Below are 13,242 nucleotides of genomic sequence, written 5' to 3'. Positions count from 1 at the left end.
GCCGCATATGGCGCAGAGGCGCGCGGACGACTAGCTAGGCGACATGTCCGACGCCGATCTGGGCCAGGCCCTGCCCCTCCCCACACCCTCGCCCGAACTGCAGGCCCGCCTCGCGGTGCGCCGGTCGGCCCCGGCGCAGGCCCTGACCGGCCCGGGTCCTTCCCCGGCCGAGATCGAGCGCATCCTGCATCTCGGCGCGCGCACGCCGGATCACGGCAAGCTGTTCCCGTGGCGGTTCGTGGTCATGGGGCCGGAGAGCCGGGCGGCGCTGGCCGAGGCCCTGCTGCCCCACGCGGCGCGGCAGACGGACCCGGTCAAGGCCCGCAATGTGCTGGCCAAGCTGACGGCGCCGCCGCTGACCATCCTGGTGGTGTCGACCCCGATCGAGGGGCACAAGGTGCCGGTGTGGGAGCAGCAGTTGTCGGCCGGGGCGGTGTGCATGAACCTCGAACACGCCGCCCATGCGTTGGGTTACAGCGCCAGCTGGATTACGGACTGGTACAGCTATGACCCGCAGGCGCTTGATTTAGTGGGCGTGAAGGCGGGCGAGCAGGTGGCCGGCTTCATCCATGTCGGAACGCTGGCGGAGCCGGCGCTGGAGCGGCCGCGGCCCGACATGGCCGCGAAGGTCGACTACCGAAGTTGAGCGAACACTGCCTCGATGGACAGGCCGGTGGCGACGGCGAGCGCCACGGTCACCGCGATCAGGGCGGCGAGCAGAACACCTTCGGTGCGGTCACGGGCGAAGCGCATGGACGGAGGATGCGGGGATTCGCCCTTCCGGGCGATTACCGATCGGCGACGCCGGCGAGGTAGCGGGCGTGCAGCAGCGGTTTGCCGAGCCAGTAGCAGAGCTCGGCGGGGCGCTCGATGTCCCAGACGGCCAGGTCGGCGGCCATGCCGGGGACGATGACGCCGACATCGGCGAGGCCGAGAGCCTTGGCCGCGACCCGCGTGGCCCCGGCCAGCGCCTCCTCCGGGGTGAGGCGGAACTGGACGCAGGCGAGGTTGAGCGCCGCCGTCATCGAGGCGACGGGCGAGGTGCCGGGATTGCAGTCGGTGGCCACGGCCATGGCCACCCTGTGCCGGCGCAGCAGGTCGACGGGCGGCGGGGTGGTTTCGCGCAGCATCAGATAGGCCCCCGGCAGCAGGACGGCGACGACCCCGGCTTGCGCCATGGCCTGGACGCCCGCCTCCGTGGTGTGCTCGATGTGGTCGGCGGACAGGGCGTTGTAGCGCGCCGCGAGTGCCGCGCCGCCGCCGTCGGAGAGCTGGTCGGCGTGGAGCTTGACCGGCAGGCCGAGGGCGCGGGCCTTGTCGAACAGACGGGCGACTTCGTCGGTCGAGAAGGCGATGGGTTCGCAATAGGCGTCGACGGCGTCGACCAGACCCTCGGCATGGGCCGCGGGGAGGATTTCATCCACAGCCTTGTTCACATAGGCGGCGCGGTCGGCGCGATGTTCGGGCGGGACGGCGTGGAGGCCGAGATAGCTGGTGCGGACGCGGACCCCGGCCTCAGCGCCGAGGCGGCGGGCGACGCGCAGCATCTTCAGCTCGCCGTCATGGTCGAGGCCGTAGCCGGACTTGATCTCGACGGTGGTGACGCCGCTGGCCTTGAGGCCCGCCAGCCGGGTCAGGGCGGCGGCGTAGAGGGCGTCTTCGGAGGCCGCGCGGGTGGCGGTCATGGTCGAGACGATGCCGCCGCCGGCGCGGGCGATGTCCTCATAGGCGGCGCCGCCGAGCCGCTGTTCGAACTCGCCGGAACGGTCGCCGCCGAACACCAGATGGGTGTGGCAGTCGATCAGGCCGGGCGTGACCCAGCGGCCGTCGAGGCGGTCGGTCCGGGCGGCCTGATGCGGCGGCAGGTCGGCGCGGGGGCCGGTCCAGAGGATGCGGCCCCCGGCGATCAGCACGGCGGCGTCCTCGATCGCGCCATAGGGTTCTCCGCTCTCCGCCATGGTGGCGAGGCGGCAGTCGGTGATGAGCAGGTCGGCCTTCATCGCGTTTCGAACCCGGCCAGCAGTTCGCAGAACCAGCGCCCGGCGGTGAGCGAGCCGAGGTCGCCGATCTCGAGCGAGGGGTCGTATTCGGTCAGGTCGACGACCCTGACCTTCGGATGGGCGCCGATGACCCGGGCGGCGTCGAAGAAGTCCTGCGCCGACACGCCGCCGGGGCGGGCGCCGGGCGAGGCGGGCCACTGGCTGCGGTCGATGACGTCGATGTCGAAATCGACGTAGAGGACGTCGCAGAGCGCCGAGAGGCGGTCGAGTTCCTCGGTCGCGACGGCGGCGAGGCCCCGTTGGCGGCAGTCGCGGGCGGTGCGGACGCTGATGCCCGCCGCCTTCGCCTTGTCATGCGCCCGCCTGGTGTTGGCGAAGGGGGCGAGACCGATCTGGCTGATGCGGCGGCCGTCGAGCCCGTCCTCGAGCAGGGCCTGGACCGGATTGCCGTTGGTCAGGCCCTGGTCTGTGTCGCGCAGGTCGAAATGGGCGTCGAGGGTGAGCAGGCCGGCGCTGGACAGTCCTTTGGCGAGGCCGAGGGCGTGGACGCCGGGGCGGGTGATAGCGTTGTTGCCGCCGATCAGGACGGTCAGGGCGCGGCGCCCCTGCCCGGCCACGGCGTCGCGGACGGGCTCGAAGGCGTCGGCGGGCGACAGGGCTTTCAACGGCAGGTCGCCGGCGTCGTGGATGCGCGTCGAGAGCTCGGCGCCGGTCTCGACATCATAGGTCGAGAAACGCGGCAGGACGGCGCGGAAGGCCCTGGGGCCGAGGTCGCAGCGACCGGGCGTCAGGGAGCGCTCGTTGAGGCCGGCGCCGATGAGGGCGACGGGTGCGTCGGGGTGGTCGCCGACGAGATCAGCGATGCTTCTCCAGCCGAGGGCGTCTGAGTCTTCCATGGTCATGGGCGGGCAGCGTAGAGAGGCCGTCATGACTCAACAACAGACCCCGAACACCCGCGTCATCCGCGCCCCCCGCGGCCCCGAGATGACGGCCAAGACCTGGGCGGCCGAGGCCGCGCTGCGGATGCTGATGAACAACCTCGATCCCGAGGTCGCCGAGCGGCCCGAGGACCTGGTGGTCTATGGCGGCATCGGCAAGGCGGCGCGGGACTGGGCGTCGTTCGACCGGATCGTCGACGAACTGAGAGCGCTGGAGGCGGACCAGACGCTGCTGGTCCAGTCGGGCAAGCCGGTCGGCGTTTTCCGCACCCATGTCGACGCCCCGCGCGTGCTGATCGCCAACTCCAATCTGGTGCCCAAATGGGCGACCTGGGAGCATTTCAACGAGCTCGATCGCAAGGGTCTAATGATGTACGGCCAGATGACGGCCGGGTCGTGGATCTACATCGGCACCCAGGGCATCGTTCAGGGCACCTATGAGACCTTCATGGAGGCCGGCCGCCAGCACTACGGCGGCGACTGGTCCGGCCGGTGGATCCTGACCGCCGGCCTCGGCGGCATGGGCGGGGCCCAGCCGCTGGCGGCGACCATGGCCGGGGCCTCCTGCCTCGCCGTCGAATGCCAGCGCAGCCGCATCGAGATGCGCCTCAAGACCCGCTATCTCGACGTCATGGCCGAGACCCTCGACGAGGCCCTGACGCTGCTCGAGCAGGCCAAGACAGACAGAAAAGCCATATCCATCGGCCTGTTGGGCAATGCAGCGGATGTTTTGCCTGAACTCGTCAAGCGCGGCGTCCGCCCCGATCTGGTCACCGACCAGACCAGCGCCCACGACCTGGTCAACGGCTATCTGCCCCAAGGCTGGACCGTCGCGGAATGGGAGGACAAACGCGTCTCCGATCCCGCCGCCGTCGAATTCGCCGCCGCCCAGTCCTGCGCCGTCCATGTCCAGGCCATGCTGGATTTCGGCAAGATGGGCGTTCCCGTCACCGACTACGGCAACAACATCCGTCAGGTCGCCTTTGACGCCGGCATCGCCAACGCCTTCGACTTCCCCGGCTTCGTCCCGGCCTATATCCGCCCGCTGTTCTGCCGCGGCATCGGTCCGTTCCGCTGGGCCGCCCTGTCCGGCGATCCGGCCGACATCGCCAAAACCGACGCGGCGATGAAAAAGCTGTTCCCCGACAACGCCGGCCTGCACCGCTGGCTGGACATGGCCGCCGAACGCATCGCCTTCCAGGGTCTGCCCGCCCGGATCTGCTGGATCGGTCTCGGTGACCGCCATCGCGCCGGCCTGATGTTCAACGACATGGTCGCCTCGGGCGAGCTCAGCGCCCCGATCGTCATCGGCCGCGACCATCTCGACTCCGGCTCGGTCGCCAGCCCCAATCGCGAGACGGAATCAATGATTGACGGGTCGGACGCCGTGTCCGACTGGCCGCTGCTGAACGCCCTGCTCAACACCGCCTCGGGGGCTAGCTGGGTGTCGCTGCATCACGGCGGGGGCGTGGGCATGGGCTATTCCCAGCACTCGGGCGTGGTCATCGTCGCCGACGGCACGCCCGAGGCGGCGAAGCGGCTGGAGCGCGTGCTCTGGAATGACCCCGCCACCGGCGTCATGCGCCACGCCGATGCCGGCTATGATATCGCCAGGGACGCGGCCCGCGAGAACGGCCTGAACCTGCCGGGTCTGAAATGAACCTTGCCCCCCGTCATCCCGGGGTTTCGCGCAGCGAAAAACCCGGGATGACGACTGCTTTCTGTTTCGGAACCACACGATGACCACCCTCACCCTCGGCACTACGGCCCTCACCCTCGCCCAGCTGCGCGCGGTCCTCGACGGCCCTTGCACCGTCGCGCTGACCCCCGCCGCCTGGACCAAGGTCGACAAGGGCGCCGCCACGGTCGCCGCCATCGTGGCCGAGGGGCGGACGGTCTATGGCGTCAACACGGGTTTCGGCCTGCTGGCCAACACCTCGATCGCCGCGGACGACCTGGAGACGCTGCAGAAGAATCTGGTGCTGAGTCACGCCTGCGGCGTCGGGCCGTTGCTGGATGATGCGGTGGTCCGCCTGTTGATGGTGCTGAAGATCGCCTCGCTGTCGAAGGGGGCGTCGGGCATCCGGCGCGAGACGCTGGAAGCCCTGATCGGCATGGTCAACGGCGGGGTCCTGCCCTGCATTCCGTCGAAGGGCTCGGTCGGGGCCTCAGGCGACTTGGCGCCGCTGGCGCATATGAGCTGCGTGCTGATCGGGGTCGGCGAGGCGCGGGTCAACGGCGAGACCCTCTCGGCCGAGGCGGCGCTGGCCACGGTCGGGCTGAAGCCGCTGACGCTGGGGCCGAAGGAAGGGCTGGCGCTGCTCAATGGGACGCAGTGCTCGACGGCGCTGGCGCTGGCGGGCCTGTTCGCGGCCGAGGCGGCCTTCGCGGCGGGCATCGCGGCGGGGGCGCTGTCGGTCGATGCGCTGAAGGGGTCGGATTCGCCGTTCGACGCCCGCATCCACGCCCTGCGCGGCCAGCCGGGGCAGGTCGACGTCGCGGCCCGACTGCGGGATTTGATGGCCGGCAGCGCCATCCGCGACAGCCATCGCCACGACTGTTCGAAGGTGCAGGACCCCTACTCCCTCCGCTGCCAGCCCCAGGTCATGGGCGCGGTGCTCGACGTGCTGAGGAACGCCGCCGCGACGCTGGAGCGCGAGGCCAATGCGGTGACCGACAATCCGCTGGTCTTCATCGAGGACGGCGACGTGATCTCAGGCGGAAACTTCCACGCCGAACCCGTTGCGTTCGCGGCGGACCAGATCGCCATGGCCCTGTGCGAGATCGGCAATATCTCGGAGCGGCGGACGTCGATCCTGGTGGATCCCAAGATGAGCGACCTGCCGGCGTTTCTGGTCAGGGAGAGCGGCCTGAACTCGGGCTTCATGATCGCCCAGGTGACGGCGGCGGCGCTGGTGGCCGAGAACCGGATGGTGGCCCATCCATGCAGCATCGACACCGTGCCGACTTCGGCCAATCAGGAGGACCATGTGTCGATGGCGACGCATGGGGCGCGGCGGCTGCTGGACATGGCGGAGAACACGGCGACGGTGGTGGCCATCGAACTGCTGGCGGCGGCGCAGGGGATCGAGTTCCATCGGCCGCTGACGACCTCGCCCGATCTGGAGAAGGTCTTCGGGATCGTGCGCGAGGCCGCCGCCGCCTATGGCAGCGACCACTATTTCGCGCCGGATATCGCCCGGGCGACGGATGGGGTGCGCGAGGGGCGCTATCGGGCGTTCGCGGGGGGGCTGCTGCCGTCGGCGTGAGCCCCTAACGGATCTCGATCACGAACCCATAGCGACCGATCTCATCCGAACCGAGGCTGTTGGCGCGGACCGAGTACCGCCCGCCCCTCTCGAAGGTGTGCTCGATGTAGGCGTCCGTCCCCTCGCCCAAGCCATTGTCGTCAAAGGCAATCTCGGCATCGCACACCCCGCCCTCGTGCAGCGACAGATAGGTGTCGAAATCCTGGGAGGTGAGGCCGATGCCAGCGGTCTGACCCTGCCGGACGTCGAAGGCGTAGCAGTCGAAGTAGGACTCGTCGTCCGCCATCGCATCGTCACCCGTCAGTTCGCCGAGCCGTTGCGCGGACGCTCGTCCCAGATAGACCGGCTGCACGCGCTGGACGGCCGGCAGCCGGTCGACAGCGAGAGTGTATCGTCCCGTCTCCCCTTCGCTCAGGCTGTTGGCGCGGATGGAGTAAGGGCCAGTTCCGAGCGTCATCCGCACCCGGGCGTTTGTGCCGCCTGCGCTATCGTCATCGCTCTCATAGGGTCGTCCCACCGGACAATCTGCCCCCTCGATGACCGCGAGGTAGGCATTCGAATTCGTTCGATCGAAGGGTGATTTCGATCTGATTGCCGGCGCGGGCTTGCAGGTTGAAGCAGTCATAGGAGCTGCCGTCGTCAAGCGTCCGGTCCAGTCGGCCGAGGAAGCCCTGGACGCTGTCGCCAGGCCGGATGACCGACTGGGCCGCAGCGGGTGCGGCGGCGAGAAGGAGGCTGCCCGCCAGAAGGGCACCGGTGAATCGATACATCTGATCTTCCCGTGAGTTGACGTCGCAGCGTCCCCAAGAACCACCAATCCTGTGAGGCCGAATCCGGGTCGCGCACCCCACGATACCTGACAGAACCGACCCGTCATTCCAGACCGCCTCCAATCTGCAACGGGGCCCGCCTGAGCGCCGTCAGATTGGCCGAGCCGGTGCAGAAACACACCGTCCTCAACTGGCGAATCACGGTCTGGAAATGCGCCACCACCGCCTCGGTCGAGACCGTCGCGGCGTTCAGGACGCCGGCCGCCTGACCGACGATGTCGGCGCCCAGGCGAAGAGCTTTCGCGGCGTCGACGCCGTCGGCGATCCCGCCCGAGCCGATGATCAGGGTCTTCGGGCAGGCGGCGCGGACCTCGGCGATGGCGCGGGCGGTGGGGAGGCCCCAGTCCGCGAAGGCGGCGGCGTGGGCCTTGCAGGCGGGATCCGCCGCCCGCTCGCCCTCGACCATGGCCCAGTTCGAGCCGCCGGCGCCGGCCACGTCGATGGCGGCCACGCCCATGTCGGCCAGCCGCTTCGCCGTCGTGGCCGAGACGCCCGCGCCGGTCTCCTTGACCACCACCGGCGCGTCCAGCGTCTTGACCAGGGCCTCCAGCGCGGCGCCGACGCCCCACCAGTCGCGGTCGCCCTCGGGCTGGCAGGCCTCCTGCAGCGGGTTGAGATGAACGACGAGGGCGTCGGCGGCGATCATGTCGAGCACCCGCCGCGCCTCGTCGACGCCAAAGCCGCGGGTCAGCTGGGCGGCGCCGATGTTGGCGAGGATCGGCGTGTCGGGGGCCTTGAGGCGCAGGGCCATGTCGAGGCCGGGGGTCGGGTCGTCCGTCTGCAGCGCCGCCCGCTGCGAGCCGACGGCCAGGGCGATGCCGAGATGCTGGGCGGCTTCGGCGAGACGGGCGTTGATGGCGTCGGCCCGGGCCGGACCGCCGGTCATGGCGCTGATCAGAAGGGGCGCCTTCAGCCGCCGGCCAAGGAAGTCGGCGCCGAGGTCAATCTTGCCGTGATCAAGGTCCGGCAGGGCTTCGTGCACGAATTGGACATCGGCGAAACCGGACGAACGGCCGTGGCGCGCCTTGCCGGCGAGGATGACGTCGAGATGCTGGTCCTTGCGGCCGGTCGTCGTCTCCATAACGCCTACTCCGCCGTTGACCGGGTCAGGGCTTCTTCTCGACCGTCAGGGCGTAGACCCCGGTCTGGCCGTGCTGATAGGCCCCCGCGCGGATCTCGTAGGTTCCGTCAGCCGGGGCGGTCCATTCGAGCTTGGCGTGGGTGTCGGTCAGGCCATCGTCATCGCTGCCGAGCACCTCGAAATCCCCGTTGGCCTTGACCCGGCCGATGGCGACGAAGCTGTCGACGTCGTTCGAGACCATGGTGATGAGCAGTTTCTCGTCCTCGCGCGCGGTAATGCGGTAGGCGTCATAATGGCTGTTGCTGTCGGTGGTGGCGTCGGACTCCGACAGCGTCCCCCAGGCCGTGGAGCCGATGAGCAGACTGCCGGCCTTGGGCTGGGGCCCCCGATCGACCAATTCCAGCGAATAGAGGCCCTCGCCGTCCGAACCCAGCGGCAGGGCGCGCAGCACGTATTCGCCGTCCTCGGGCAGGATGAAGTTGAGGCGCGAATCCGTGCCTTCCATCAGGCCGTCGTCGTCATCTTCGAGGGCGGAGAACTCCCCGCCCGCCTTGCCGATCTGCAGATAGGTGTCGAAGTCGCCGGAGCGCATGATAGCCTGGATGCGCTGGCCCTGGACGCCGGAGAAGGTGAAGGCGTCAAAACCGCGGTCATCGTCATCGCGCGGGTCGGCCTCGCCGATTTCGCCCTGCAACGCGGTGCCGAAAGCGATCGGCTCGGGCATCCGGTCGGGTTGCACCTCGGTGACCGACAGGCTGTAGGCGCCGGTCCCGTCGGAGAAGGCCCGCGCCTCGACGATGTAGGCGCCGGTTCGCGGCAGGGTCAGGGTGATGCGGGAGTTGGTGCCCGCCGGCCCGCCGTCGTCGTCCTCGTCGAGGCTGACGCGGTTCTCGTCGAACAGTTCCAGATAGGTGTCGAAATCGTCTGACGTCATGTCGATGCGGACGCGCTGGCCCTCGCGACCCTCGAACCGCCAGGCGTCGGCCGGGGTGTCGCTCTCGCTCTTGCCGTCGCTCCCGGTCAACTGGCCCTCGACGGTGGCGCCGATGGCGATGGGCTCGGCGCTCGCGGGCGGCGGACCCTCGCGGAGACCGAGGCTGTAGGCGCCGGTCCCGGCCGCATCCAGCGGCGTCACCCGGATCAGATAGTCGCCGGTCTCGGGGGCGGTGAATATCAGACGCGAGTTCAGGCCCGAATCCGGCCCGTCGTCGTTTTCGGCCAGCTGGACGAAGGCCCCGTCGACGTTGCGGCCGACGCGGAGCACGGGGTCGAAGGCCTCGCTGTCCAGCGCCACCGCGAACCGCTCGCCCTGGCGGGCCCGGAAGCTGAAGGCGTCGTAGGGCCGGCCGTCGTCGGTTTCCGGGTCGCGGGCCGACAGCTCGCCATTCAGGGTCTGGCCGAGGCGGATGCCCGAGGGGCGCGGGGCGCGGGGCGCGGGCGGGCGCTCCGTCAGGCTGAGCGTATAGGCGCCGCCCTCCAAGCCCGAGAGGGGGCGGGCGCGGAGGATGTAGGTCCCGGCCTCGGGGGCGGTGAACCGCAGGCGGGAATCGGTGCCCTCGCCGAGCCCGTCGTCGTCCGAGCCGAGCGCCTCCGCCGACTCTCCGGGCGGGAAGACCTCCAGCCAGGCGTCGAACTCGCCCGACCGGAGGATGGCCTCGAAGCGCTGCCCGGCCCGGGCCGTGACGGCGTAGTCGTCGTAGCGGTACGCGTCCTCGGCGTCGGTCTGGTCGCCCTCCTCGATGGCCCCCTGCACCGTGGTCCCGACGGCCAGCGGCTGTCCCGACTGGGCCAGGGCGGAGCCCGCAGCGAGAACGATCGCCAGGCAGCTGGCGGCGGCGAGGATGGTGTGACGGCGCATGCGGTCCCCCTGAATACGGCCTCGATCATAGACGCCGAACCGCCCCGTCTGTAAATCGCGCACACCGCACCATTCCTGACGACGGACCCGAACCATGACGGCCGACCCCGCCCGCGCGACCCTCATCGACGGCAAGGCCTTCGCCGCCGGACTGGTGGAGCGCGTCGCCGCCGCCTCGGCCCGGCTGGAGGCGAAGCACCGGATCAAGCCCGGGCTGGCGGTCGTCATCGTCGGCGAGGACCCGGCCAGCCAGATCTACGTCCGCAACAAGGGCGAGACGACGCAGCGGGCGGGGATGCGCTCGGACACCCACCGGCTGCCGGACGAGACGGACCAGGAGACGCTGCTGGCGCTGATCGCCGCGCTGAACGCCGACAAGGGCATTCACGGCATTCTCGTCCAGCTGCCGCTGCCGGGCCACATCGACGCTTCGGCGGTGCTGGGGGCGATCGACCCCGACAAGGACGTCGACGGCTTCCATGTCGTCAACGCGGGCCGGCTGGCGGTGGGGCTGCCGGGGCTGGTCCCGTGTACGCCGCTGGGCTGCCTGATGCTGCTGAAGGCCGAGCTGGGCGAGCTGTCGGGGCTGAATGCGGTGATCGTCGGCCGCTCCAACATCGTCGGCAAGCCGATGGCGCAGCTGCTGCTGGGCGAGAGCTGCACCGTGACCATCGCCCATTCGCGGACCCGCGACCTGCCGGCCCTGTGCCGCACGGCCGACATCCTGGTGGCCGCCGTGGGCCGGGCCGAGATGATCCGCGGCGACTGGATCAAGCCCGGCGCGACGGTGATCGACGTCGGCATCAACCGGGTCCCGTCGCGCGATCCGATGAAGGCCGCGCAAGGCAAGACCCGGGTGGTCGGCGACGTGGCCTTCGAAGAGGCGGCGGCGGCGGCCGGGCGCATCACGCCGGTGCCGGGCGGCGTCGGCCCGATGACCATCGCCTGCCTGCTGGCCAACACCTATACGGCCGCCTGCCGTTCGGCCGGGGTGGAGCCGGACGCGCTGGACGCTTGAACGGCGACGCCTAACCTCCGATAGTCGGTTTCCCGGGTTTTCACCCTGTCAGGAGACGACGATGAATCCCATGAGCTCCCGGGCGGCCGCTATCGCCGCCGTGGCGATCCTGACGCCGGCCGTGGCCGGCTGCGGCATCAACGCCATCCCGACCAAGGAAGAGGCGGCCAGGGCGCGCTGGGCCGATGTGCAGTCGGCGTATCAGCGGCGGGCCGATCTGGTGCCCCAGCTCGTGGCCACCGTGCAGGGCGCGGCGATCTCGGAGCGCACGATCCTGACCGAGGTCATCGAGGCGCGGGCCCAGGCCACGGGCGTGACGGTGACGCCGGAGACGCTGAACGACCCGGGCGCCATGCAACGCTTCCAGGCGGCGCAGGGGCAGCTGACGGAAGCCCTGTCCCGGCTGATGCTGGTGGTCGAACGTTATCCGGAGGTGAAGTCGAACCAGAACTTCCTCGTGCTGCAGACGCAGCTGGAGGGGACAGAGAACCGCATCAATGTGGCGCGGATCGACTACAACGAGGCGGTGCGGGACTATAACACCTCGCTGCGCACTTTCCCGACGGTGATCTGGGCGAACACGATCCACGGCGGGTCAGAGCCGATGCAGCCGTTCGAGGCGACCACCGCCGCGCAGACCGCGCCGACGGTGAACTTCGACGCGCTGAATTCGGCGCGGCCGGGCGGGAACGCCCCGGCGACGACCCCCGGCGCGGCGCCGCCGGCGCAGTGAGTTCAACCCGCTCCCGTTCAATGATCCGCCTGACCGCCCTGCTTTTCGGGCTGCTGGCGGTCGTCTGGGCCGGCTTCGCTGCGGACGCCGAAGCGCAGGGGTCGAGGGACGTGGCGTTTCCAGCCCTGTCCGGCCGGGTCGTCGATCAGGCCCGGCTGCTGACGCCGGAGAAGGAGGCCGGGCTCACGGCCAGGCTGGAGGCGCTGGAGCGGGACACCTCGGACCAGCTGGTGGTCGTCACCCTGGACAGCCTGCAGGGTCTCGAGATCGAGGACTACGGCTATCGGCTGGGACGGGCGTGGGGCATCGGCCAGGCCGGGGAGAACAACGGGGCCCTGCTGATCGTGGCCCCCAACGAGCGCAAGGTGCGGATCGAGGTCGGCTACGGGCTCGAGCCGATCCTGACCGACGGCCTGTCGGCCCTGATCATTCACAACGAGATCCTGCCGTCGTTCCGCGACGGTCATTTCGAGCGCGGCATCGAACAGGGGGTGGCGGCCATCGAGGCGCAGCTGCGGCTGGATCCGGCCGAGGCGCAAGCGCGGGCGACGGCGGCTGACACGCCGAAGGCCGGTGTGCCGGTGGGGCCGCTGATCATGATCGGGGTGATCCTGTTTCTGATGTTCGTCGGCATGGCCGGCGCCCTCGGCCGGGGCGGTCGACGCCGGCGCGGCTCGGGCGTGGCCCCGATCCTGATCTGGGCGGCGGCCGAGGCCCTGCGCAGCAGCAGCCGCGGCGGAGGCGGGGGATCATCGTGGGGCGGCGGCGGCGGTTTCAGCGGCGGCGGGGGCGGTTTCGGCGGCGGAGGCGCGTCCGGCGGATGGTGATCAAGCTGACAACCGAGGCCCACGACCGGATCGCGGCGGCCATCGCGGCGGCGGAAGCCCGCACCTCGGGCGAAATCTTCTGCGTGCTGGCCGGACGGGTGTCGTCCTATCGGGACGTGTCGTTGGGCTGGGCGGCGGCGGCGGCGCTGATCCTGCCGCTGAGCCTGATCCCGCTGGGCTTCGAGGCGGCATGGATCCCGGGTTTCGGCGACAGTTGGGAGGCGGCCCACCTCGCCGCGCGCGAGGTGTCGACCGGCCAGGCCCTCGGCGCCTATGCAGTGATCCAGGCGGTGGTGTTTCTGGCCGTCTATCTGATCAGCCGCATTCCCCCGGTCACACGCTGGATCACGCCCCGAGCGGTCCGGCGGGCCCGGACGCGTCAGGCCGCCATCCAGCAGTTCCTGGCGCACGGTCTGCACGTCACCGAGGCGCGCACGGGCGTACTGATTTTCGCGGCGCTCGTGGATCATCAGGTGGAGATCGTCGCCGACGAGGGCATCCACGCCCGCGTCGACCAGACCGTCTGGGGCGACGCCGCCGAGGCCCTATCCCGAGGGCTGAAACGCGGCGATCCGGCGGGGGGCTTCGAGGCGGCCGTCGGCCTGTGCGGCGAGGTTCTGGCGGGCCAGTTCCCGCCCGGATCGTCGAATCCCAACGAGGTGGCCGACCGGCTGGTGGTCATCTGAGC

The 13,242-nt window shown here is 70.2% G+C and carries 13 protein-coding genes; 7 read left to right on the top strand and 6 right to left on the bottom strand.

All coding sequences use genetic code 11. From position 1 onward, the window contains the following. Positions 1–43: 43 nt before the first annotated feature. Complete coding sequence (locus HNQ67_RS01125; protein ID WP_183251557.1) at positions 44–646, top strand: nitroreductase family protein; 603 nt, start codon at positions 44–46, stop codon at positions 644–646. 142 nt (positions 647–788) lie between these two features. On the opposite strand, the gene hutI is transcribed toward HNQ67_RS01125, so the two are convergent. Both hutI and HNQ67_RS01115 read right to left on the bottom strand, forming a co-directional pair. Continuing rightward, on the bottom strand, positions 789–2,000 hold the full coding sequence (gene hutI / locus HNQ67_RS01120; RefSeq protein WP_183251554.1) for an imidazolonepropionase: 1,212 nt from the start codon (positions 1,998–2,000) through the stop codon (positions 789–791). Continuing rightward, a complete protein-coding gene (locus HNQ67_RS01115) occupies positions 1,997–2,902 on the bottom strand; it encodes an agmatinase family protein (protein ID WP_246347394.1) in 906 nt (301 codons plus the stop codon). Before HNQ67_RS01115 ends, hutI begins: the two co-directional genes overlap by 4 nt. Before the next feature lie 25 nt (positions 2,903–2,927). Here HNQ67_RS01115 and hutU point away from each other — a divergent pair, with 25 nt between their 5' ends. Then, positions 2,928–4,598 (top strand): urocanate hydratase, encoded by a 1,671-nt coding sequence (hutU, locus tag HNQ67_RS01110; RefSeq protein WP_183251550.1) that lies wholly within the window; start codon positions 2,928–2,930, stop codon positions 4,596–4,598. Between the two features lie 79 nt (positions 4,599–4,677). Continuing rightward, entirely contained in the window at positions 4,678–6,207 is a 1,530-nt protein-coding gene (gene hutH, locus HNQ67_RS01105) for a histidine ammonia-lyase (protein ID WP_183251548.1), read from the top strand. 4 nt (positions 6,208–6,211) lie between these two features. On the opposite strand, the gene HNQ67_RS01100 is transcribed toward hutH, so the two are convergent. The 4 genes from HNQ67_RS01100 to HNQ67_RS01085 all read right to left on the bottom strand — a co-directional run bounded on the left by HNQ67_RS01100 (position 6,212) and on the right by HNQ67_RS01085 (position 9,976). After that, positions 6,212–6,664 (bottom strand): hypothetical protein, encoded by a 453-nt coding sequence (locus HNQ67_RS01100; RefSeq protein WP_183251546.1) that lies wholly within the window; start codon positions 6,662–6,664, stop codon positions 6,212–6,214. A gap of 43 nt (positions 6,665–6,707) precedes the next feature. Continuing rightward, complete coding sequence (locus HNQ67_RS01095; protein ID WP_183251544.1) at positions 6,708–6,977, bottom strand: hypothetical protein; 270 nt, start codon at positions 6,975–6,977, stop codon at positions 6,708–6,710. A 103-nt stretch (positions 6,978–7,080) separates the two neighbouring features. Continuing rightward, positions 7,081–8,118 carry a type 2 isopentenyl-diphosphate Delta-isomerase gene (fni, locus tag HNQ67_RS01090; protein ID WP_183251541.1) on the bottom strand — a complete coding sequence of 346 codons (1,038 nt, stop codon included), beginning with the start codon at positions 8,116–8,118 and terminating at the stop codon, positions 7,081–7,083. A gap of 25 nt (positions 8,119–8,143) precedes the next feature. Further along, on the bottom strand, positions 8,144–9,976 hold the full coding sequence (locus HNQ67_RS01085; protein WP_183251538.1) for a PPC domain-containing protein: 1,833 nt from the start codon (positions 9,974–9,976) through the stop codon (positions 8,144–8,146). A gap of 94 nt (positions 9,977–10,070) precedes the next feature. Between HNQ67_RS01085 and folD the strand changes: the two genes are divergently transcribed. The 4 genes from folD (at position 10,071) to HNQ67_RS01065 (ending at position 13,240) form a co-directional block, all read left to right on the top strand. Next, positions 10,071–10,994, top strand: a complete 924-nt coding sequence (gene folD, locus HNQ67_RS01080) for a bifunctional methylenetetrahydrofolate dehydrogenase/methenyltetrahydrofolate cyclohydrolase FolD (RefSeq protein WP_183251536.1) — start codon at positions 10,071–10,073, stop codon at positions 10,992–10,994. Positions 10,995–11,064: 70 nt separating this feature from the next. Next, on the top strand, positions 11,065–11,727 hold the full coding sequence (locus HNQ67_RS01075) for a LemA family protein (RefSeq protein WP_425486321.1): 663 nt from the start codon (positions 11,065–11,067) through the stop codon (positions 11,725–11,727). Between the two features lie 20 nt (positions 11,728–11,747). Then, positions 11,748–12,554 carry a TPM domain-containing protein gene (locus HNQ67_RS01070; protein WP_183251531.1) on the top strand — a complete coding sequence of 269 codons (807 nt, stop codon included), beginning with the start codon at positions 11,748–11,750 and terminating at the stop codon, positions 12,552–12,554. Beyond that, on the top strand, positions 12,548–13,240 hold the full coding sequence (locus HNQ67_RS01065; protein ID WP_183251529.1) for a TPM domain-containing protein: 693 nt from the start codon (positions 12,548–12,550) through the stop codon (positions 13,238–13,240). Before HNQ67_RS01070 ends, HNQ67_RS01065 begins: the two co-directional genes overlap by 7 nt. The last annotated feature ends 2 nt before the right edge of the window (positions 13,241–13,242 follow it).

It is taken from the genome of Brevundimonas basaltis (assembly GCF_014202075.1).
In the GTDB taxonomy this organism is placed as follows: Bacteria; Pseudomonadota; Alphaproteobacteria; order Caulobacterales; family Caulobacteraceae; genus Brevundimonas; species Brevundimonas basaltis.
The sequence above is the reverse complement of the archived record's forward strand: the minus strand, read 5'-3'. Positions and strand labels throughout refer to the sequence as shown.

Coding starts and splice junctions, on each gene's coding strand:
- HNQ67_RS01125 (WP_183251557.1), top strand. CDS start 44: ATGTCCGACGCCGATCTGGGCCAGGCCCTGCCCCTCCCCACACCCTCG.
- hutI (WP_183251554.1), bottom strand. CDS start 2,000: ATGAAGGCCGACCTGCTCATCACCGACTGCCGCCTCGCCACCATGGCG.
- HNQ67_RS01115 (WP_246347394.1), bottom strand. CDS start 2,902: ATGACCATGGAAGACTCAGACGCCCTCGGCTGGAGAAGCATCGCTGAT.
- hutU (WP_183251550.1), top strand. CDS start 2,928: ATGACTCAACAACAGACCCCGAACACCCGCGTCATCCGCGCCCCCCGC.
- hutH (WP_183251548.1), top strand. CDS start 4,678: ATGACCACCCTCACCCTCGGCACTACGGCCCTCACCCTCGCCCAGCTG.
- HNQ67_RS01100 (WP_183251546.1), bottom strand. CDS start 6,664: ATGACGCTCGGAACTGGCCCTTACTCCATCCGCGCCAACAGCCTGAGC.
- HNQ67_RS01095 (WP_183251544.1), bottom strand. CDS start 6,977: ATGTATCGATTCACCGGTGCCCTTCTGGCGGGCAGCCTCCTTCTCGCC.
- fni (WP_183251541.1), bottom strand. CDS start 8,118: ATGGAGACGACGACCGGCCGCAAGGACCAGCATCTCGACGTCATCCTC.
- HNQ67_RS01085 (WP_183251538.1), bottom strand. CDS start 9,976: ATGCGCCGTCACACCATCCTCGCCGCCGCCAGCTGCCTGGCGATCGTT.
- folD (WP_183251536.1), top strand. CDS start 10,071: ATGACGGCCGACCCCGCCCGCGCGACCCTCATCGACGGCAAGGCCTTC.
- HNQ67_RS01075 (WP_425486321.1), top strand. CDS start 11,065: ATGAGCTCCCGGGCGGCCGCTATCGCCGCCGTGGCGATCCTGACGCCG.
- HNQ67_RS01070 (WP_183251531.1), top strand. CDS start 11,748: ATGATCCGCCTGACCGCCCTGCTTTTCGGGCTGCTGGCGGTCGTCTGG.
- HNQ67_RS01065 (WP_183251529.1), top strand. CDS start 12,548: ATGGTGATCAAGCTGACAACCGAGGCCCACGACCGGATCGCGGCGGCC.